Annotated in this window: 17 protein-coding genes; 7 read left to right on the top strand and 10 right to left on the bottom strand. The window is 70.8% G+C overall.

What is annotated here, in order from left to right:
- Nucleotides 1-24 precede the first annotated feature (24 nt).
- Nucleotides 25-1719 (bottom strand): acyclic terpene utilization AtuA family protein, encoded by a 1695-nt coding sequence (locus D7W82_RS04140; protein WP_120617074.1) that lies wholly within the window; start codon nt 1717-1719, stop codon nt 25-27.
- A gap of 96 nt (nt 1720-1815) precedes the next feature.
- Between D7W82_RS04140 and D7W82_RS04135 the strand changes: the two genes are divergently transcribed.
- On the top strand, nt 1816-2436 hold the full coding sequence (locus tag D7W82_RS04135; protein WP_120617073.1) for a TetR/AcrR family transcriptional regulator: 621 nt from the start codon (nt 1816-1818) through the stop codon (nt 2434-2436).
- Between the two features lie 30 nt (nt 2437-2466).
- Here D7W82_RS04135 and D7W82_RS04130 read toward each other — a convergent pair whose 3' ends face one another.
- From D7W82_RS04130 to D7W82_RS04120, 3 genes are read right to left on the bottom strand one after another with little or no spacing between them, the layout of a single operon-like run.
- Nucleotides 2467-3243: a zinc-dependent metalloprotease gene (locus D7W82_RS04130; protein WP_120617072.1), complete on the bottom strand. Its 777-nt coding sequence runs from the start codon at nt 3241-3243 to the stop codon at nt 2467-2469.
- Nucleotides 3244-3266: 23 nt separating this feature from the next.
- Entirely contained in the window at nt 3267-4067 is an 801-nt protein-coding gene (locus D7W82_RS04125) for a serine protease (RefSeq protein ID WP_120617071.1), read from the bottom strand.
- A gap of 3 nt (nt 4068-4070) precedes the next feature.
- Entirely contained in the window at nt 4071-4844 is a 774-nt protein-coding gene (locus D7W82_RS04120) for a zinc-dependent metalloprotease (RefSeq protein ID WP_120617070.1), read from the bottom strand.
- Nucleotides 4845-5220: 376 nt separating this feature from the next.
- On the opposite strand from D7W82_RS04120, the gene D7W82_RS04115 reads away from it, so the two are divergent.
- Nucleotides 5221-6402 (top strand): DUF6068 family protein, encoded by a 1182-nt coding sequence (locus D7W82_RS04115; protein ID WP_120617069.1) that lies wholly within the window; start codon nt 5221-5223, stop codon nt 6400-6402.
- Nucleotides 6403-6413: 11 nt separating this feature from the next.
- Here D7W82_RS04115 and D7W82_RS04110 read toward each other — a convergent pair whose 3' ends face one another.
- Complete coding sequence (locus tag D7W82_RS04110; protein ID WP_120617068.1) at nt 6414-9470, bottom strand: poly(A) polymerase; 3057 nt, start codon at nt 9468-9470, stop codon at nt 6414-6416.
- A gap of 149 nt (nt 9471-9619) precedes the next feature.
- Here D7W82_RS04110 and D7W82_RS04105 point away from each other — a divergent pair, with 149 nt between their 5' ends.
- Nucleotides 9620-11101, top strand: a complete 1482-nt coding sequence (locus D7W82_RS04105; RefSeq protein ID WP_120617067.1) for a two-component regulator propeller domain-containing protein — start codon at nt 9620-9622, stop codon at nt 11099-11101.
- A 10-nt stretch (nt 11102-11111) separates the two neighbouring features.
- Here D7W82_RS04105 and D7W82_RS04100 read toward each other — a convergent pair whose 3' ends face one another.
- The gene (locus tag D7W82_RS04100) at nt 11112-11843 is read right to left on the bottom strand and encodes an NAD-dependent deacylase (RefSeq protein WP_120617066.1); all 732 of its coding nucleotides are present in this window, start codon (nt 11841-11843) and stop codon (nt 11112-11114) included.
- A gap of 74 nt (nt 11844-11917) precedes the next feature.
- On the opposite strand from D7W82_RS04100, the gene D7W82_RS04095 reads away from it, so the two are divergent.
- On the top strand, nt 11918-12412 hold the full coding sequence (locus tag D7W82_RS04095) for a GAF domain-containing protein (protein WP_120617065.1): 495 nt from the start codon (nt 11918-11920) through the stop codon (nt 12410-12412).
- A gap of 13 nt (nt 12413-12425) precedes the next feature.
- Here D7W82_RS04095 and D7W82_RS04090 read toward each other — a convergent pair whose 3' ends face one another.
- Nucleotides 12426-13343, bottom strand: coding sequence for a pseudouridine-5'-phosphate glycosidase (locus tag D7W82_RS04090; RefSeq protein WP_120617064.1), 918 nt, complete (start codon nt 13341-13343; stop codon nt 12426-12428).
- A gap of 172 nt (nt 13344-13515) precedes the next feature.
- Between D7W82_RS04090 and D7W82_RS04085 the strand changes: the two genes are divergently transcribed.
- Nucleotides 13516-14442, top strand: a complete 927-nt coding sequence (locus D7W82_RS04085; protein WP_120617063.1) for a DMT family transporter — start codon at nt 13516-13518, stop codon at nt 14440-14442.
- A 6-nt stretch (nt 14443-14448) separates the two neighbouring features.
- Here D7W82_RS04085 and D7W82_RS04080 read toward each other — a convergent pair whose 3' ends face one another.
- From D7W82_RS04080 to D7W82_RS04070, 3 genes are all read right to left on the bottom strand, one after another.
- Nucleotides 14449-16185: an FHA domain-containing protein gene (locus D7W82_RS04080; protein ID WP_120617062.1), complete on the bottom strand. Its 1737-nt coding sequence runs from the start codon at nt 16183-16185 to the stop codon at nt 14449-14451.
- A gap of 66 nt (nt 16186-16251) precedes the next feature.
- Nucleotides 16252-17427 (bottom strand): DUF2314 domain-containing protein, encoded by a 1176-nt coding sequence (locus D7W82_RS04075; protein ID WP_120617061.1) that lies wholly within the window; start codon nt 17425-17427, stop codon nt 16252-16254.
- The gene (locus tag D7W82_RS04070) at nt 17424-18038 is read right to left on the bottom strand and encodes a deoxynucleoside kinase (RefSeq protein ID WP_120567141.1); all 615 of its coding nucleotides are present in this window, start codon (nt 18036-18038) and stop codon (nt 17424-17426) included. Before D7W82_RS04070 ends, D7W82_RS04075 begins: the two co-directional genes overlap by 4 nt.
- Nucleotides 18039-18249: 211 nt before the next feature.
- Here D7W82_RS04070 and D7W82_RS04065 point away from each other — a divergent pair, with 211 nt between their 5' ends.
- Nucleotides 18250-19050: a 1-acyl-sn-glycerol-3-phosphate acyltransferase gene (locus D7W82_RS04065; protein WP_171422401.1), complete on the top strand. Its 801-nt coding sequence runs from the start codon at nt 18250-18252 to the stop codon at nt 19048-19050.
- A gap of 7 nt (nt 19051-19057) precedes the next feature.
- Nucleotides 19058-20440 carry a lipopolysaccharide assembly protein LapB gene (locus D7W82_RS42295; protein WP_120617060.1) on the top strand — a complete coding sequence of 461 codons (1383 nt, stop codon included), beginning with the start codon at nt 19058-19060 and terminating at the stop codon, nt 20438-20440.
- The last annotated feature ends 61 nt before the right edge of the window (nt 20441-20501 follow it).

Below are 20501 nucleotides of genomic sequence, written 5' to 3'. Positions count from 1 at the left end.
TGGGCTCGGGCGCGTGCGGAGGCGCTACAGGAGCGATTCAGGGACGTCGACGTGGCGAGAGCGCAGCCATTCGCCGAGCGCCTTGGCCTGTTGGTCGAAGCGGGTGGACGACGAGACGCCCTCGCCGAGCAGTCCCTCGATGACGAAGTTCAGGGCGCGAAGGTTCGGCAGCACGTGCCGCTGGACCTTGAGCTCCCGCGCCTCCGGAAGCAGCGCGCGCAGCTGCTCCTCCGTGAGCGTGTGCACCAGCCAGCGCCAGGCCTCGTCGGAGCGGACCCAGACGCCAATGTTCGCGTCCCCGCCCTTGTCTCCGCTGCGCGCCAGGGCCACCTGGCCGAGCGGCACACGCCGGCACGGGCCGGGCGGCAGCGCCGTGGGCAGCGACGGCGCAGGCACGGCTTCCAGCCCGCGCGTCGCCTCCGCCGGCAGCACGTCGATGCGCCGCCCATCCGGGAGCACCGCGACGTGCGGCACCTTCCCCGCATCCACATAGGCCGCGGTGTAGACGCCGAAGGGCGAAGCGTCGCCGGGCAAGGCGGGCAGGAAGAAGCCGGGGTAGCTGGACAGGGCGAGCTCCACCACGGCGCCGCTGAAGGAACGGCCAGCGACCTTCGGGTCGGCGTCCTTCACGGTGACCCGCAGCGTCGCGGACGCCTGCTCCTCGCTCGGAGCGTCGGCGTGGTCGGTGCGCGCGAGCGTGTAGAGGACCTCGGCGGGCCGGGGCTTGAGCGTCGCGTCGAGCTGCGCCCGCACGAGCGCGGCCTTCTCCTCGATGTCCAGGCCCACGAGCACGAACTGGGCGTCGCTACGGAAGCCGCCCAGGCGGTTCAGGCACACCTTCACGTCCGGAGGAGGCGGCTCGCCGCGCACGCCCGACAGGCGCACGCGGTCGGTCCCGTCGGCGTCCACCACGATGGTGTCGAAGCGCGCCGTCGCGTCGGGGCCTGCGTAGCGGGCACCGCCAATCTCATAGACGAGCTGCGCCTTCACGGTGTCGACGGTGACGGCGCCGCCGGTGTGCGGATGCTTGGTGATGATGCTGGAGCCGTCCGCGAAGAGCTCCGCGAGCGGGAAGCCGGGCCGGCGCACGTCGATTTCACCGAAGCGCGCGAAGTTGCCGCCAGTGGCCTGGGCTCCGCACTCCAGGACGTGGCCCGCGACCATGGCGCCCGCGAGGCGGTCCCAGTCGTCGCGCTTCCAGCCGAAGTGGGCGGCCGCCGGACCGACGACGAGCGAGGCGTCCGTCACGCGCCCCGTGACGACGATGTCCGCGCCCGCCTCCAGGCACGCGGCGATGCCCCAGCCACCGAGGTACGCGTTCGCCGTGAGGGGCTGGTCGAAGCCCAGCTCGTCCGCGCGTCCGACGAGGTCATCGCCTTCGACGTGCGCGATGTTGACGGTCAGCCCGAGCTTCGTGGCCAGCGCGCGCAGGTCGCTCGCGAGCCCCGCCGGGTTGAGGCCCCCCGCGTTCGCGACGATGCGGACCTTGCGCTCCACCGCGAGGCCGAGCGTCTCCTCCAACTGGCGCAGGAACGTCTTCGCGTACCCGCTGGACGGGTTCTTCAGCCGGTCCCGCCCCAGGATGAGCATGGTCAGCTCCGCCAGGTAGTCGCCGGTGAGGACGTCCAGCGGACCGCCCTCCAGCATCTCCCGGAACGCGGAGAAGCGGTCGCCGTAGAAGCCGGATGCATTGCCGATACGCAGCGAACGCGCGTCCATCGCACCTCCAGAACCAGGGAGCGGCGAGTCTGTCCCCCACGTTCAAATAAAGCAATCACGATTGCTTTTTTCTTCCCGCCACAACAGTGTGTCGCCATGAGCGGCACGACACGGCAGGAGCAGGAGCGCAGCCGGGTGACGCGGCAGAAGCTGATGACGGCCGCCATCGAAGTGCTGGTGGAGCAGGGCTGGGCGGGGGCGACCATGGGCGCCATCGCGGAGCGCGCGGGAGTGTCACGCGGCGCCTGTCAGCACCACTTCCCGACGCGCGGGGCCCTGGTCGCGGCGGCCGTCGAGCACGTCTTCCGCCAGCAGGTCGAGGAGCTGGTGCGGCGCGCGAACGGCCTGCCGGAGAGCCGGCGGCGCGTCGAGCCGCTGTTGAACCTGCTCCACGACGTCTACGCCGGCCCGCTCTTCACCGCCGCCACCCATCTCTGGGTGGCGGCCGTGGCGGATGAAGAGCTGAAGGCCATCCTGCTGCCGTTGGAGACACAGGTCGGCCGCGAGGTGCACCGGCTCACCGTCGAGCTGCTGGGACTGGATGAGCGCGACCGCGACGTCCGCGACGCCGTGCGTGCGACGCTGGACCTCCTGCGCGGCCTGGCGCTGGCGAGCCTGCTCCACGACGACACGGCCCGGCGCCGCAAGGTGCTGGCCCACTGGGCGCGGACGCTGGAAGCGCAGCTTGCGCCCAAGCGCGCGACGCAGGCGGACTGAGCCCCGTCGCGCGTTTGCCCCTTGCCTCGCTCAGCAGCGGTAGAGGTACGTCAGCGCGGTGATGTCCGTGCTGGTGAACTCACCGGTCGGGTTCGGCGGGAGGCAGGCGTTGAAGATGGACCCGTTCACGTAGGACGTGGCGGGTGTGCCGGGGATGAGGATGGCGCCCACGCCCGCCGTGCCCTCGCTGCCGCCGGTGCCGCAGCTGATGACCTGGGAGTAGTAGTCCGAGTGGCGCATGCCGAGCGTGTGCCCCAGCTCGTGGGTGATGATGTGCTCGACCGTGTCGAGCGGCGCGGTGTTCCACCCCGTGCCGATGGTGATGGTCCCGTAGGGAAGGCCCCCCGAGGGGTAGCCCGCGTTGTAGACCGTGCCCGCCGCGGTCGCCGCGGTGATGGTCGCGTTGCAGCCGGCGGACGGCCCCCGCACCATCGTGAAGCACAGGCCCAGCGCATTGTAGTTCTGGATGGCCAGGTCCAGGCCCTGGCTGAGGCGGCTGTAGCTGCTGAACGAGGACGTGGGGTTGATGCAGATCTTCCGCACGAGCGACTTGTTGACCACGTTCGTCGTCCGGTACTGCTCCGCGCTGTCCCCACCGGACTGGAGCATCTCGCGGGACGCGTCAATGCTCACCTGGGCGTCGCCGCCCACGTAGACGGACTCATCCACGACCCGGATGTCGCCAGGATGGAACCCCGCCTCGACCAGGTTGGAGATGATCTCCTGGTGCTCCGGCCCCAGGTCGGTCCCGCAGCCGGACAGCAACGCACCACAGCCCACCACGAGCACTGCCGCTCTCTTGAACATGGTCGTCTCCCCTCGGTCTGGCTTCAGCGCGCGACGATGTCGGCGTCCACCAGGTACGGCGACGCCGCGACAATCGCGTCCATCGTCCAACCCCGGTTGGCGCCGCGCCCGGTCGTGTCGCAGTCGCCGTCGGTGTGGACGCCCACCAGGTGGCCCTGACGGTTGAGCACGCCCGCGCCGGAGCTTCCGACCAGAGTGTCCAGGTCCACGTAGTAGACCAGCGAGTCGCAGGCATCCAGGTACTCGCCCTCGGCGATGACCTTGGGCTTGCCCCGGGGGTGCTGGATGATGGCCAGCCGCTCGCTGGGAACGGCGGACAGCAGGACCGGCGTGACGTTGGGAATCACGTCCAGCTGGATGAGCGCGTAGTCGGGTTCGAGCGATTGCTCGATGACGGTGCCCTCGGTGATGAGCGGGTCTCCGTCCGGCTGGTCCTCGAAGTTGAAGACGATGAGCGACCGGTCACCGAGCGCGACACAGTGCCCCGCCGTCACCACCACGGGCCCCGCGCTCGCTTCAATCAGTGTTCCGGTGCAGCGCCCGTCAATCAGGACGACCGCGTCCTCGGCCGTCTGCGCGACGTCCGCGAACTCGCCCTGGTAGCTGTTGATGGGGGTGAAGTCAGCGGTCGGGCCACACTGCGTCTGGCCGCGAACCTCCGGAGGCGGACGCACCCGCGACGCCGCGGGGCTCTCACACACCAACGGATGGGAAACCGCGGGCACCTCCTCCTTTCCACAGGCCGCAAGGCCCAGGAGGATGAAGGTGCCCGCGAGGACGCGCCCCCTCGGACTCATGAAGCATTCAAGGGGCCGCGACGCCATCGCCTAGTAGAGGGCGTTCAGCGCCGTGATGTCGGAGCTGGTCCACTCGCCCGTCTCCGTCGAGCGGAAGCAGGAGTTCATGATGGAGCCGCCGACCGTCGCGGTGCTCGGCGTGCCGGAGATGAGGATGGCGCCCACGCCCGCGGAGCCCTCGTTGGTGGCGGAGCCGCCGCAGCTGATGGAGCGGTTGTAGTAGTCCGAGTGACGGAAGCCGATCGCGTGACCCAGCTCGTGCGTGATGACGTGCTCGTTCACGTCCACGCTGTAGCTCTGCAGGCCGGTGCCGATGTTGATGGTGCCGTAGGGACGGCCGCCCGACGGGAAGCCCGCGGAGCCGCCGGCGCCGGACATGGTCGTCGCGGTGATGTTCGCGCTGCAGCCCGTGGTGGGGCCACGCGCCATCGTGAAGCTCAGACCGCGCTGGTTGTAGTTCTGGATCGCCAGATCCAGGCCCTGGCTCAGGCGGGAGTAGCTGTTGAACCCGGACGTCGGGTTGACGCAGATCTTCGTCACGGACGAGGAGACGAGGTTCGTCGTGCGGTACTGCTCCTGGGTCTCCTTCGTCGCGGGCTGGAGCATCTCGCGAGACGCCTCCAGGGTGACGTGCGCGTCGCGGCCCACGTACACCTGACCGTCAGCCTCCATGATGTCGGACGCGGGGAAACCGGCCTCGACCAGGTTGGAGACGATCTCCTGGTTCTCCTGCTCCAGGTCGGTACCGCAGCCAGACAGCATCGCACCACAGCTCGCCACGAGGACTGCCGCCTTCTTGAACATTCGTCGTTCCTCTGCGTTCGGGGGAGATCCGCTGCCGCCTGACCTTCCCGTCAGCCGCGGACAGCTTGCCCAGCCACTGAGCAACTGCCGGGCCAGCCATGCTCCAGAGGGAATAACCGGCTTTTGTTGAATTGCCTGGAGCGCCAGCACTCCAGCTTCCAAGAATGTAAGCGTAACAAAACGTAACGGTTTGGGTCGCAAGTGCTTGTTGTGACGTGGTTTTTACTCGCCACCCTGCAACTCACTGATTTTCGGACAGGGGTGTCTTTCTATCAGTCACCCTCCCCTGGGTCGCATTTACTCCCACTATTCCGGGAAAACGCACAGAACGTGCGATAGCTGCGAATTGAATCCACTCCCGGTATTTCCCGTCCCCATGACCATGCGCCCTTCCCTCCCCCTCGCCGCGCTGTTGGGTGCGGCCCTGACGTTCCTCCCCGGCTGCGAGAGCACGAAGTCGAGCGGCCCTTCCGCGTCCGACACGCGCGCCCAGGACGCGGCCTCCGTGCAGGCCGCCGAAGCCTGGGGGCGCGCTCGCGTGGGCGACCGCGTCACCTACTCCTTCAGTGCGACGCGGGGCCCCGAGCCTCGCGGCGGCGGCACCGCGCGCACGCTCCAGGGGCAGCTGACGCTGGAAGTGATGGCCGTGCAGCAACCCTGGGTCTGGGTGCGCGCGGCCTACCGCGATGAAGGCGGCAGGCCGCTGTCGCAGGTGCGGCTGGCGCAGGACCTGATCATCCCCGTGCGCGCGGACGTGTCGCGCCCGCTCGACGTGCCGCGCGGAGGCACGGCCACCGCCGAGGTCTCCTCCAGCGCGGGCCGCACCTGGGAGGCCGTGCGCTACGTCAGCGACCAGCGCTCCTTTGACGGCCCCCTGCGCACGCGAGTCTACGCCAACACGCCGGGCCCGCTGTACCTCGCCCGTGGCCTGATTGAAGCGAGCACGGAGTCCGCCGGCTTCCGCGTGCCGGGCGGATACCAGCTGAAGCTGCAGGAGGCCCGCGAGGGCTCGGCCGATGCGAGCGCCCCGGTGCCCGCGATGGAGCGGCCCCTGGGCCCGGGCGCGTACTACGAGCGCTACGTGGACGTGGGCCCCGCGCCCGGTGTGCAGCGCGTGTGCTTCACCGCGGAGCGCGGCTACCTCCTGCGCGCCGAGGGCCCGGTCGACGCCAATGCCGCCCCCTGCTCCGACTTCTCGCAGGCCGAGCCGGAGCCCCTGGAGGAGCTGCTGATGGGGCTGCCCTCGGAGGTGGTGTTCACGGAGGACTGGCCGCCCGCCGCGGCGGCCAATGGCAGTCGGGGCACGTTCACCGCGGAGGGCCACGAAGTGCCCGCGCTCATCACCCAGAGCCACGAGGACGTCGAAGGCACCCAGCGCGTCTTCTCCGATACCTACGCGGCCGACCCGTGGGCGCCGGGGCTCGCGGGCCTGCCGTATGAGGCGCGCTTCCAGCCGCTCGCCAACAGCACCGACCGCGTGGTGACGGGCGGCAAGCGCGAGCCGGAGGGTGGCACGCGGATCGTGCGCTGGGGTTCGTGGCTCGCGGGACAGAAGTAACGCGCAAGGCTTTACGAGACGGGTGCGTCGCTCCGTGCGCTGTCATGGCCACGCACCCACTCGACCTGGAGCACCGCGCTGGATGGGCGGTGCGTCCATTCCTGGAAGGACGCGCGGAACGCCTCCACGGCCGCGAACAGCGGGCTGGACGGATGCCAGGACAACGCAGCCGAGTCCCGTGCTTCACGCACGTCCAGACCGACGATCAGCGTTCCCGCGGCCTGCATCGGGCGCACGGTGAGACGCCGGTCTCCTTCCAGCCGGTACACCAGGGCCGTCACGTGTCCGAGGATCCACCCCGCGACGGCCTCCCGGTCCTCGGCGGTGGGCGCGTCGACGGACAGGCGCAACGCGGCCGGTGGGGTTTCATTGGCGCTCAGGGGCTGGAAGAGCGCCGCCCAGGCGGAAGGCGTGCGGGAGGCGCGGGCCCTGGCCACCCGTTCGCGGGCACGGAGCAACTCCTCCCGGATGACGCGGGAGGTGGACCGCGACACATTGCGCGCGGTGTTTCGAGCCGGGAGCGCGGGGGCGATGACGGGCAGGAGGTCACGCTTGCCTTCGGGCCGGTAGCGCGCCGTTTCGGCCGTGAGCGTCACCGGCTGGGGCCACGGCCAGGCAGCGAAGGTGCCGAAGAAGTGCGCGAGCAGCGCCGCGTCGGAGCGCATGGCGTCCGGAGTCGCGCGGGTGCAGGCCCAGGCCGCGAGCAGCGTCCACGACAGTCCCCCGAGGTAGCCCAGCGCATGCGAGTAGATGCCCCGGGCCCGGGCCCAGGCCTTCACCGCGTGCAGCAGGCTCCGGAATCGCTCCGTCCGTTCGGCGTCACGGGTAACGGCGTCCAACAGGCCCAACGTGTCCGCCAGGCCCAAGACGGCGCGGAGACCGGCGGGGTCGAGCTGCTCGCCGTGCCGTTCGAGCAGCGTGAGGGGCTCCTCCGGAGGGACGCCTTCCGGACGGCCCGCATAGGCCAGGTCGAAGCTCACGCCCCCGAGGGTCAGCTTCACCAGCGGGATGGCCGCGTCCGCCACGTAGCGGGCCGTGCCCGGTGCCAGCGCCTGGAGGAGCGCTTGCGCGAAGGCGTCGCGAGACAGCTCAGCCGGTCCGATGGCGACCGCGTCCACGTCACTGCCCGCGCCATCCGTGCCCAGGAGATAGGAGCCATACGGATGCAGCGTGGCGCCAATGCGTTCGCAATGCTGGCGCAGCTGCTCCACCGCCGCGGTCCTGGCGGCGTGCCCTTCGTGTGACTCGACGGCGCCGATGGAGACCAGTGCATCGCGCAGCGGAGCATCCTCGTGCTCCGGGATTGCGCGGTGGGCCTGGGCCAACGGAATGCGCCGGATGACTTCGAAGGGCGAGTCACCCTTTCTCCGGATGAGGCAGAGCTCGCCCACGCGGAACTTGAGCGGTCGCCAGGCGCGCTGCCACTCGGCGAGCGTGCGGGCGATGTCCGAGGAGAGAGGGAGCTGACCCACGGAGAGGTGGGGCGTGAAGCCACCGTGGGCGGACGAGGCGCATTCAGGAAGGGCCGCCACGAGCTTCGCGTGCAGGGCCGCCAGCGCGCCGGAAGGCTGGTCATCGGGGCGGAGCCACGCTGTCGCGTTGGCGCGGTGCTCGAAGTGACCGAACGCGGAGAGCGTCACGTCGAAGGGCTCGAAGCCCTGGAGGGCATCCACGAGGATGGCTTCCGCCGTCTCGAAGTCCTCTTCCGGAACGAAGGGATACAGCAGCGTGATGTGAGGCATCCACCGCTGGAACTTCGCGTCGTGCTTCTTGCGCAGCGCCTGGATGGGATCCCAGACGTCATCAGGAGGGATGAGCACCAGGGCCGTGTGGTGGACCAGCGCCGTGGAGGAGCGCGCGGTGAGTCCCTCGGACGATGCGACCGCTTCACGCCGCAGGACGCAGCGCAGTCCGAAGTGATCCGAAGCAAAGAGGGCCTGTCCGGTGGGCCCGGGAGGTCCCGGCAAGGGCGCTTCGCCGAAGAGCTCCACGGACTCAGGAGCGAGCCGGTCCGAAGGAGACGACACCAGCACCCGGTCCAAACGCCGGAGCGCTCCCGAGACGGTGGTGAGCGCCGCCAGGCTGTTCAACCGGGGGTTGAACGTCTCCCCCGCTTCCGAAGGTCTCAACGTGGACCACGCATCCACGAAGCCGGCGCGCGCGAAGGACTCTGCTTCCGGAGCACCGTCGCCGAAGTTGAAGTCACCGGCCAGCACCAGGTCCGGGGCCGCGGTATCGCTCGTGGAGCCGAGCACGCGAGCCCATTCGAGGAGGGCCTCGACCTGGACGGCGCGCGCGGAGGCACCGGACGCGTCCCGGTCGCTCGTCAGGTGCGGCGTGGCCACCCACAGCGAGTTGCCCGAGAGATGCAACTCGGCGGTGATGATGCGCTTGTCGCGGGAGAAGACGCGCTGCCACACGGAGGCGAGCGGCACGCGCGACAGGAGCACCTGACCGTAGGGCGTCACCGTCTGCGCACTGGGACCGTCCGACAGCCAGTAGTGCTCACGCACCCACGGTTCCGAGAGCAGGCCTTTGAGGAACGACGGGGTGACTTCTTGCAGAGCGATGACGTCCGCGTGGGTTTCACGGAGCAGCGCGAGCGCCGCCGAAGTCCTCCGCTCGGTCGCCAGCAGCTCCGCGTCGTATAGGTCGAAGAGGACGTTGAAGGTGGCAACGGTGAGCGGCGCCACGGAGGGAAGCGCGTGGCCCGGATCACAAGAGGCCTGGGTCCAGGCGCCCAAGCGCGCGTCGTACCGCCATGCGGGCAAGGGCGTGAACCCCGGCACCGTGATGGATGGAGAGGGCGCGGGCTCCTCCACGGGCCGGGCGTTGCTCAGGAGATCGATGCGCGACTTGCGGTCCCACACCATCTGGGTCCCGCGTTTGAAGTACCAGACGCGGTGCCACGGAATCTCGCCGTCAGGGATGAACGCCTCGAAGGGCATCTCCTCCATCGCGCCGCGGTGCGCGTCGTAACCGACGACGAACTCGCGGGCGTCATGCCGCGAGTCCCACCGGATCCGGTGATACACCTCGCGGCTGGTCGTGAAGCGTTCCTGGGACATGGCGAGGATCCGTGGGCAATGGGAAGCAAGCGGATGGCACGCCGGACCGGCCGCGCACGCGCCGCGTTGACGCGAGGAATTGAGCGAGCCTGACGCGAAACACGCTGGCCCGTGTCTTGCCATGAAGCCCTCGTGGAGGAAGACACGGAATGGGTATTCGCGCAGGCGTGGTGGGGACGGGGTTGGTGGTCATCTCTTTGTTGTCGGCGGGTTGCAGCGACCAGTCCCCGACAGTCGATCCGCAGGATGGAACCATCACGGATCCGTCCGATGGAAACGAAGTTCCCTCGCTTCCCCCTCCGGGTTCCATTCCGGATGCCGGCACGCCCCCTCCGGATGAAGATGGCGGGACACCCGATGCCGGCGAAACCCCTGACGCGGGGACGCCGCCGGATCCCGATGCCGGCACCGGCGAGACGCCCGACGCAGGGCCCTGGCCCACGGACGCGGTGCTCGACTACACACGCGCGTTCGGCGTCGACAAACCCCAGAGCGTCGGGCTCGATGAAGGGCTCAACCTCTGGCTCCTCGACGGCCGCCGCATCGGCGTGCTGCGCCCGGGCGACAAACAGCCCACGTGGACCTCCAACGTCGGGCAGGCGGCGGAGGCGTTCAGCCCGGACGCGCTCGCGACCGGCTCCACGGTCATCTGCGGCGGCGAGGCCGGACGCGCGTACGTGGGCTACTCCGCCAACGAGATGAAGCGCGCGGAGGGCATCGAGCAACGCACGTACATCCCCTGGAAGGGCGAAGCGGGCTACTCCGCCGAGCGCTTCGCCGAGTACCGGAAGGGAGACCTCGACGCGGTCCGCCTCCAGCCGGACGGCAGCGTGAAACTCGAGGAGCACCTCTGGCGCACCACTGGCGCGTCGAACAAGGACCGGCAAGCGGGCATCCACAACACCAATGACTTCCACTACGAGGAGGACCGCACCGTCCTCAGCTGCGCCCGCGTGACGCGCGGCCGAGACCGCGGCGACCTCTACATCACCACCAACCACGGCGTGACGCGCATCCAGGGGCTCACCTACAACAGCCACCGCCATCCGGGCTGGTACCTCTACGAGGACGGCTCGGAGTGGGGCTCGCTGCAGTGCCCGTACATGCACGGCCTGGGCATCGGGCAGAACGGTGACGTGCTCGTCGCCAACGAGCAGATGGTCGGCGTGCTCGTGCCCAGCCCCAAGCTGGAGGAGTGGGACCGCGAGCAGACCTGGGAAGGCCCCACGCCCTGGTCGTTCAAGAGCTACAACGACGCGCTCAACGGACAGACCACCGACGACTACTGGCGCGCCTTCGAGCAGGTCCGCTCGGGCCGCTACTACCTGGGCAGCGCGCAGTACGGCGTCTGGGCGCTGACGCCGAGGAACCGCTCGACGGGAAGCTGGTCGAAGCTCGCGGGGCTGCCGTCCAACCGCATCCTCTCGCTCAAGGCCACGGATGACGGCGCCCTCTACATCGGCACGGACGGCGCGGGCCTCTGGCGGCTGGAGGCTGACGGCACCACGCTGGCCCAGGTGAAGGACGTGTCCGGCCAGCGTGTCCTGCAGCTCGTCTACGAGCCCACCGTGACGCCGGCCATGCTGCTCGTCCTCACCAACCAGGGGCTCACCGTCCTCCGGGGCCCGTAGCGCCCGAGCCTCAGACGAGCTTCGCCAGGGTGGGCAGCACCTCTCCGCTCAGCCCCTGGACGAAGTGATGGAAGCGCTCCGTGTTCGCGGCGGACTCGTAGTTCACGAGCCACGTGTCCCCGCGCACGGAGCGCACCTCGTCCACGAGGCCCGCGGCGGGCCACACCGCTCCGGACGTCCCCGCGGCCAGGAACACCAGCCGCGTGCCGTCGTCGCGGGAGATGAACTCGCCAATGCGCGCCAGGTCGTTGGGGTCCAGCATCTCCCCGAACCAGACGATGTCCGGCCGCAGCCGGCCTCCGCAGCCGTCGCACTTCGGCACCGTGCCCGACGGGTGCACGGAGGTGTCGGCGAAGGGTGCACGCTGGCAGTCCGCGCACTTCGTGCGGAAGAGGTTGCCGTGCATGTCCACCACGCGCTGGCTGCCCGCCTTCGCGTGCAGGCCGTCCACGTTCTGCGTGGCCAGGAGGAAGCGGTCACCCAGGTGCTGCTCCCAGCGCACCAGCGCGTCGTGGCCCGGGTTGGGCTTCACGTCCGCCGCCCCCGCCCGGCGCTGCGAGTAGAAGCGCCAGACGAGCGCGGGGTTCGCCTCGAAGCCCTGCGGGGACGCCACCGCCTCCACGGGGTGGTTCTCCCACAGCCCGTTCATGCCGCGGAAGGTGGGCACTCCGCTCTCCGCGGAGACTCCGGCGCCGGTGAGGACGAGCAGGCGGGTTTTCGAATCCAGGACGAGCGGTTCCACACGACCTCCAGTGCCAGCCGGCACGAGGGTTGTTAGAAGGGGCGGGACTGACTTCCTGACAGAGGACCCCCATCATGGCCGAAGTCACCCTGGATCTGCGCGCTCAGCCCAAGGCCGAGGCATACGCCGAGCTGAAGACGCACGCGCTCGCCATCCTCGAAGGCGTGGATGACGACATCTGCGCGATGGCGACGATGAGCTGCCTGCTGCACCACGCCTTCGGCCACCTGTGGACGGGCTTCTACCGGGTGGTGACGCCCGGGAAGCTGCTGCGCGTGGGCCCCTACCAGGGGACGCTCGGGTGCCTGGAGATCACCTTTGGGAAGGGCGTGTGCGGCACGTCCGCGGCCAGGGGCGAGACGGTGGTGGTGCCGGACGTGCACGCGTTCCCGGGCCACATCACCTGCGACGGGCGCTCCGCGTCTGAAATCGTGGTGCCGGTGTTCGGGCGCGACCGCGAGCTGCTCGCCGTGCTCGACATCGACTCCGAGCACAAGAACACCTTCGACGACGTGGACCGCGCGGCGCTGGAGGACCTGATGTCCTGGTTCCAGCACCGCACGGCCTGATTCCGCGCGGCGTTCAGCGCTTCGCGAGGCGGGCGTAGGCCACGGCCAGCGCCCCCGCGAAGCGCGCGTTGTTCTCCAGGAGCGCCAGGTTCGTCTTGAGGGTCTTGCCCCCGGTGCGCTTCGCCATCTCGCCCAAAAGGAACGGCGTCACGGCCTTTCCGCGCACGCCCTGCCGGTCCGCGTCCGCCAGCGCCGACGCGATGTGCAGCTCCACGTCGTTGCGAGCCAGCGCGGCCTCCACCGGAGGCGGCACCGTGTAGAGCACGCCGCCCTGCCCCAGCGTCTCGAAGCGAGCGTGAGCGATGCGCGCGGCGGCCTCCGCGTCGTCCGCGCGGTGCTCCAGGGAGAGGCCGGACTCGCGGCTGTAGAACGACGGCAGCTCGTTCGTGCCCACGCCGATGACGGGCACACCCGCGGTCTCCAGCAGCTCCATCGTCTTGGGCAGATCCAACACGGACTTGGCGCCCGCGCACACGACCGCGACGGGGTAGCGCGACAGGGCCGCGATGTCCTGCGAGATGTCCCAGTGCTCGGAAGCGCCCCGGTGCACGCCGCCGATGCCGCCGGTGGAGAAGACGCGGATGCCCGCCGCCGCGGCCAGCTCGCACGTGGCGCTCACGGTGGTGCCGCCGCTGGCGCGGGTGGCCACCGCCACGGCCAGGTCGCGGGAGCCCACCTTGAGGAGCTTCTCCTTGCCCTCGGCCAGGCGGCGCAGCGTGGCGTCCTCCAGGCCAATCCACACCTCGCCGTCCACGAGCGCGATGGGCGCGGGCACGGCGCCAGCGCGGCGGATGGCCTCCTCGCACGCGCGAGCGGCGGCCAGGTTGTCGGGGTACGGCAGGCCCTGCGCGACGACGCTCGTCTCCAGCGCCACCAGCGGCTGCCCGGAGTCCTTCGCGTGCCGCACCTCGTCTGAGTAACGGAAGTCCATGGGCGGGCATTTACGCCACGGCCCGGGCGGCCGGACAAGCACGGGCGTGGGGAAACGTCGGCCCGAAGCACCGCGCGTGCGTGTCACCTGCCAGGGAAGCTGCGCGGGCCCGCGTGTTCGTTGCAGCTCCGTCGGTTGCATCCGGCCTCGCGCCGCCCTATGCCCCGCCGCCGTGAGCACCTCGTCGCCCGCGGTCGCAGCGCCTGCCCGTCTCCTCTCCGCCTCCGACCTGGCGATGCTCGCCGTCGTGGTCGTCTGGGGGACGAACTACACCCTGGTGAAGGACGCGCTGGAGGGCATGCCGGCGCGGGCCTTCATGTCGCTGCGCTTCGGGCTCGCGGCGCTCGCGATGGGGCTCGTGTTGCTCGCGGTGGAAGGCCACAAGCCGATGCCGTGGAAGACGTTCCTGCGGCTCACCGCGCTGGGGTTCGTGGGCAACACGCTGTACCAGCTGTGCTTCATCGAAGGGCTCGCGCGGACCACGGCGGCCAACAGCGGCATGCTCACCGCGGTGAGCCCGGTGGTGACGGCGGCGCTGGGCGCGGCGCTGGGCATCGAACGGCTGCGGCGCCCGGTCATCGCGGGGCTCTCGCTCGCGGTGGTGGGGACGCTGCTCGTCGTCGGCGCGCGAGGCCCGAACCTGGGCGCGGCGACGTGGACGGGCGACGCGCTGATTGTCGGCAGCTCGCTGTGCTGGTCCATCTACACGGTGGGCACGCGAGCCGTGGGAGAAGGCCTCTCCGCGCTGCGCGTCACCGCCATCACCATGCTCACGGGAGCCCCGGGCGTCGTGCTGGCCGGCGCGTCCCAGGTCATCGAGCTGGACGCGTCGCGCGTGAGCGCGGCGGGATGGGTGGCGCTCGTGTACTCGGCGCTGGTGCCGCTGGTGCTCGCCTACTTCGTCTGGTTCCGCAGCGTGCAGCAGGTGGGCACCAACCGCACGACGCTCTACGGCACCGGCATCCCCGTGGTCGCCGCCCTCACCGCCTGGGCCGTCCGTGGTGAGCGCCCCACCCTGTTCCAGGTGCTCGGCGCGGCGCTCATCCTCACGGGCGTGTTGATCAGCCGCCGCAAGGACACCGCCATCACGAAGGCCTGAGCGCGCTCAGCCGCGAGTCCCCCGCTCCAGCGTCAGCCCGTACTCCTCCATCTTCCGGTCGAGCGTGGGCCGGCTGATGCCCAGCAGCTCCGCCGCGCGGACCTTCTTCCAGCCGGACTCGCGAAGCGCCTCCGCGATGGCGTCGCGCTCCAGCCGGGCCACCTGCTCCTGCAACGTGCGAGGCGCCTGCCCCACCGCGCCCTCGCGCACCTCCGGAGGCAGCTGCGGGATGCCCACGTGGCCCGCCGCGTACACGCGTCCCAGCCGCTCCGCGACCAGCTCCAGCTCACGCACGTTCTGCGGCCACGGATACTCGGCCAGGAGGCGCCGGGCCTCCGGTCCCAGCACCGGCGCCTCCCGCCCGCCCTGCCGGGCACCGCGCAGCGCGAAATGCTCCAGCAGCACCGGCACGTCCCCTCGCCGCTCCCGCAGGGGCGGCACCTCCAGCTCGAAGCCCGTGAGCCCCCGGGCCAGCGCCGCGTCGAACTCTCCCCGGGACGCGAGCCGCGACACCGGTGAAGCACTGGTGGCGACGATGCGCACGTCCACGGGCTCTTCCCCGCCCTGCCGTGCTGGAGCCGCGCGCCGGGCCAGCATCCGCGCCAGCCGCTCCGCCGCCGGCCGGGGCAGCGCCTCCACATGGCGCAGGAGCAGCGTGCCCGCGTCCGCGCGCAGCACCGCGGATGTCACCGGAGGCTGTCCGGGCGCACCCGCACGGCCGAAGAGCGCCACCTCCACCGCCTCCAAGGACTGCCGGCACTCCACCGTCACCCACGGCCCCAGCGCGCGAGGGGACTTCCCGTGGAGGAAGTGCGCCAGCAGCGCCTTGCCCGTGCCCGGCTCACCGTGCAGCACCACCGGGGCGGCGCTGCCCGCCGCCCGCCGCGCCTCCTCCACCACGCCCCGGAACGCCCGCGACGTCCCCAGCGGCGTCACCCACGGCGTCTCCGCGGCCTCCGCCTCGCCGCGAGAGCGCACGGCCGTATAGGCCTCCCCGCCCAGCCGCCCCAGCGACGCGAGCAACTGGCCCTCGCCCTCGGTGAACGGCGACTCCTCGCGCTCCACGTACAGCACGCCAAAGGGCATCCCGCCCGAAGCCACCAGCGGCGAGCACAACGCCGTGTCCGTGCGACCCAGTTCCTTGCGCTCCAGCGCCGCCTGCACCAGCGCGCGAGGCACCTCCACGGACGCCGCGCCGGACACCGCCGCCGTGCGAAGCCCCTCCGGGCCGCTCAGGAGCGCCGCGGCGCGATCCGCGTTGAGCGCGTGCACCGTCTCCTCCGACAGCCGCCGCAGCACCATGGCCTCGCTGGTGGCCCCCAGGAGCGCCGTCCCCGCCGAGTACATCGCCGCGGCCGCCCCCACGTGCGGCAGCACCTCCTCGATGGGCACGTGCTCCGGCTCCGGAGCGACCACGCCGGAGGGCTCGTCGACGATGGACACCGGCGGCGGCTCGTACACCGCGATGGTGGCGCCCACGCGCATCCGGTCCCCCGGCCGCAGCACCGCCTCTTCCTGGAGCGCCAGCCGCTGCCCGTTGAGCAGCGTGCCGTTGGTGGAGCCCAGGTCGCGCAGCCGCACCTGTCCCGCGACGGGGTCCAGGAACAGCTGCGCGTGACGCCGCGACACCTGGTCGTCTTCCAGCGGAATGTCGCAGGAGGGGCTGCGGCCGAGGGTCAGCTGGGAGACGACCTCGTACCGGCGCCCCGCCGAGGGGCCCGTGAGCAGCAGCAATGCCGGCATGTGGACGGGGAGCCTAGCAGTGCCCCTCGGGGCGCCCGCAAGACGCGTCGGGTTGGACGCGCAGCGCTACATGGGGCGTTCGGCGTTCAAAAGAGCGCGCAGCTCGGACTCGTTGAGCGCTCGGCCCTCCCGGGCGATGGCCAGGGCGTTGATCTGCTTCTCCTCCACCTCCACGTGGGCCCCCTTGCGCCACTCCGTGGTGTGCACCGCGCCATCCACCAGCCGGCCCACGACGGAGCCCTCGTCCCGGGCCACCGCCTCCAGCCACAGGTTCTCCACCACCACCTCGCCCTCCGGGTGCGTCTCGAAGGGGGCCCGCACCAGGAACGTGAGGGGCTCCATCAACCCCTTGCGCTGGAAGCGCGCCAGGAACGCGGGCAACAGCGCCTGCGCCTCCTCGTGCATGGCCTGGGTCTGCTCGGCTGGCTCCTTGGCGAAGCGCTCCCGGTACGTCGCCAGGAGCTCCGCCGTGTTGTGCCGGCCCAGGGGCGACACCACCGTGAGGAACAGCCCCTCGTGCCCCTCGAAGGCAGCCAGCGGCACGCCCAGCAGGTTCGCGCGGGCCTCCTCCGACGGCACCAGGGTGAAGCTCTGGCCCTCGCTGGTGGCCACCTCCGAGCGCAGCGCCGGCCCCTGCGCGAACGCCAGGTCCGTGCACAGCTCGTGGAGGAAGCTCTCCGCGGCCAGGAGGTCACCCTCGCCCAGGTGGAAGATCTCCACGTCGCGCGCGCCGAACTTCTCCATCCCGTGCGAGTGCACCCACAGCGGCGTGTCCCCTTCCGCCAGCTCGATGGCGTGCAGGTGCACGTGGTCGCGGATGTCGAAGTCCAGCTCGGTGATCTCGACCACGTCCTCGGGCTCGTGCAGCTTGAACGCCGTCAGGTCCACCAGCACGCCCGGCGCCTGCTCCATCAGCGTGCGCACGGTCCACAGCGCCTCGAAGACGGGCAGCGTGGGCTGCGCGCCGCCCGGCTCCAGCAGGAACGCGTAGCAGGCCTGGGACTTCTCCACGCGCGCGAAGGCCTCCGGGCTGCCGCTGAACAGCTCCTGGGGGACCCGAGGACGGCCGTCGCCCAGGGGCTTGAGCACCACCTTCACCTCCGAGCCATCCGCCCGCACGGTGAAGCCCCAGTCGCCCTCGTGCGGCACGAACTCCACCTCGTCCGTCGCGAACGCCGCGCGCAGCGCGTCCAGGGAAGGCGGCACGGACTGCTCGGTGGCCAGGACGTAGACCTCCTTCACAGGTGCTTCTCGATCTGCCGGAAGAGGTCCACGCGGTCCACCAGGTTGGTGAGGTAGTCCAGCTTGTCCGTCCCCAGCACCAGCACCGGTGACAGCGAGTAGCCCTCGAACCACTCCTCGTAGAGGGCGTTGAGGCGCTTCAGGTAGGCGGTCGGGATGTCCTTCTCCATGGTCCGCCCGCGCAAGCGGATGCGCTCCTTCAGGGTGATGACCGGGCAGCGCAGGTAGATCATCAGGTCGGGCGGCCGGAGCGACTGGGAGATGGTCTGATACAGCTCCCAGTAGGTGGACCAGTCCCGCTTGTCGATGAGCCGCTGCCGGTGGAGGTTCTTGGCGAAGATTTCCGCGTCCTCGTAGAGGGTCCGGTCCTGGAGCACGGTGCCGGGTGTGCGCTCCAGCTCCCGGTGCAGTCGGAACTTGTGCGTCAGGAAGAAGAGCTGCGAGCGGAACGCCCACGTCTTCATGTCCTTGTAGAAATCCGCGAGGTAGGGGTTCTGGTCATTGGGCTCGAAGGACGGCGTGAGGCCGTACTTCCGGCACAGGAAGGACGTGAGCTCCGTCTTTCCGGCCCCGATGTTGCCCGCGATGGCGATGAACTTTTTCCTGGCCACGCCACCCTTGCTTGTAACCCCGGCGAGCGGCATTCACCAGAAACAATGGCGAGGGGAGCCATGGTAGATAAAGTGCATGCCCCCGCACCGTTCCGCACGTCCAGGAGCCCGAGCCGGCGCTCATGCCGCGCCGCCTGCCTGCACGACGAGGGAGCGGCCCCCCCGGGGTCCTTCCGGCGCTCAGGTCCCCCGGTAGGAGGAAAGGCGACGCATGCTGCGCAAGCTGTGGTGCATCTTCGTGGCGACGGTCTGGTCCATGGTCTGCTTCCCGGTGGCCTGCCTCGCCATGCTGGTGACGCTCAACCCGTCGCGTTCGGTCGCCGTCGCCCGCAGGCTCTGGTCGCCCGTGCTCCTCTGGGCCGGGGGCGCGAAGCTGGAGGTCATGGGCGGGGAAAACGTGGACCCGAAGCGGCCCACCATCTACGTCGGCAACCACCTGTCCACACTCGACATCCCGGCCCATTTTCTCGCCGTGCCGGTGGACTTCCGCTTCGTCGCCAAGTCGCAGCTGCGCTTCGTGCCGTTCATCGGCTGGTACCTCTGGCTCGCGGGCCACATCTTCATCGACCGTGGGGACCGTTCGTCCGCCATCGCGTCGCTTGAAAAAGCCGCCCGGAAGATCCGCGCGGGCACCAGCATCTTCCTGTACCCGGAGGGCACCCGCTCCCCGGACGGCCGCGTGCTGCCCTTCAAGAAGGGCCCCTTCGCGCTCGCGCTCAAGGCCCGCGTGCCCATCTGCCCCGTCACCATCGAGGGCACCGACAACGTGATGCCCAAGAACTCGTGGAACATCACCCCGGGCCCGGTGCGCGTGAAGATTGGCCGCCCCATCGACACCAGCGGCTTCGAGGACAACGACCGCGAGGGCCTGGCCCGCGCCGTGCGCGCGCAGATCATCGCCGACAGCCTCTCCCTCGGCGGCAAGGGCGGTGACCCGGACACCGCCGTCGCCGCGCCGAACCGCGAGGGCGTCGCGCAGCTTGCCTCCTCCGTCACCTCCAAGGCCTCCTGAGCTCCCCGTGCCCCTGACGCCGCCCCCGAACCGCCTCCGCACGCTCCGCTGGCCCGCCGCCCTCCTGGGGCTGGGGCTGCTCGCCACCGGCTGCGGCCACGGCCAGGCCCAGGCCCCCGCGCTGTCTCCCCAGGCCCAGGCGCGCGCGTACCTGGACGGCAATCAGCCGGATGAGGCGGTGAAGCTCCTGCGGGAGCTGCACGCGCGCACCCCGGACGACGTGGACGTGGCCCGAGCCCTCACCGAGGCCCACGTGAAGGCCGGCCGCGCGGACGCCTGGGCGGAGGAGCTGCGCCAGGCCATCGCGAAGAACGAGCGCGCGGTGGACCAGTACATGCTGGGCCTGACGCTCTTCTCGCGGGCCCGGGACGCGGGTGCCCCCACCGTGGCCGCCTTCGAGCGCGCCATCGCGCTGTCCCCCACCACCGCGGAGTTCCACTACCGCCTGGGCGTGGCGCGCCTGGAGTCGGAGCAGTACGCCGCCGCCCTCGGACCGCTGCGCAAGGCCGTGGAGCTGGCCCCGGAGCGCGCGGGCTGGAAGCTGCCCCTGGCCAAGGCCCTGGCCCGCACGGGCGACACGGCGGGCGCCGTGGAGGCGCTGGGCACCGTCGTGCGCGGCAACCCCACCCCCGCCGAGGTCGCCACCGCGCGGGCGCTGATGAACCCGCTGGCGGACCCGTTCCAGAACTTCCCCAAGGCGGCGGAGGCGAAGCTCGAGGAGGGCATGCGCTACCTGCACGAGCTGGACGCCCCCCAGCACGCCCTCATCGCCTTCGAGGAGATCCTCCACGACTACCCGGACCTGGCCGTGGTGCACGCCCTCCTGGGGCTGGCCTACCAGCGCCTGGATGACGCCGGCCGCGCCGTGGACGAGTTCAAGCAGGCCATCGAGCGCGCCCCCCAGGACGGCAAGAACCAGCTCTACCTGGGGGAGCTGTACCTGTCGCGGCAGCGCACGGACGCGGCGCGCACCGCCTTCGAGAAGGCCGCGGCGCTCAACCCGCTGCTGGACCTGGCCTGGTTCCGCCTGGGCGACCTGCGCCTGGAGGCCCGGGACCTGGACACCGCGAAGGAGGCCTTCCAGGTGGCGGTGACGCTGGCGCCGGACTCGGCGGCCGCGCGCGGCAAGCTGTCGCTCGTGTACCAGCTGCAGGGGGACTACGCGGCCGCGCAGCGGGAGCTGAAGGTCGTGGCGGACAAGGACCCGGAGAACACCGAGTTCGCCCTGCGCCTGGGTCTGCTTTACACCGACGAGGCCCAGAAGGCCCGCCGTCCCGAGGACCGCCAGAAGGCCGCGAGCGAAGCGGAGCGCTGGCTGGGGAAGGTGCTGGAGACCCAGCCCGACAACGCGGTGGCCAGCAAGGCCCTGCAGGTGCTCAAGGGCCAGTAGCCACCGGCGCACTGCCCCCTCTACACTCCGCCTCCGATGAGCGACGCGCGCAAACCCGCCC

Source organism: Corallococcus sp. CA049B, from assembly GCF_003611685.1.
In the GTDB taxonomy this organism is placed as follows: Bacteria; Myxococcota; Myxococcia; order Myxococcales; family Myxococcaceae; genus Corallococcus; species Corallococcus coralloides.
The sequence above is the reverse complement of the archived record's forward strand: the minus strand, read 5'-3'. Positions and strand labels throughout refer to the sequence as shown.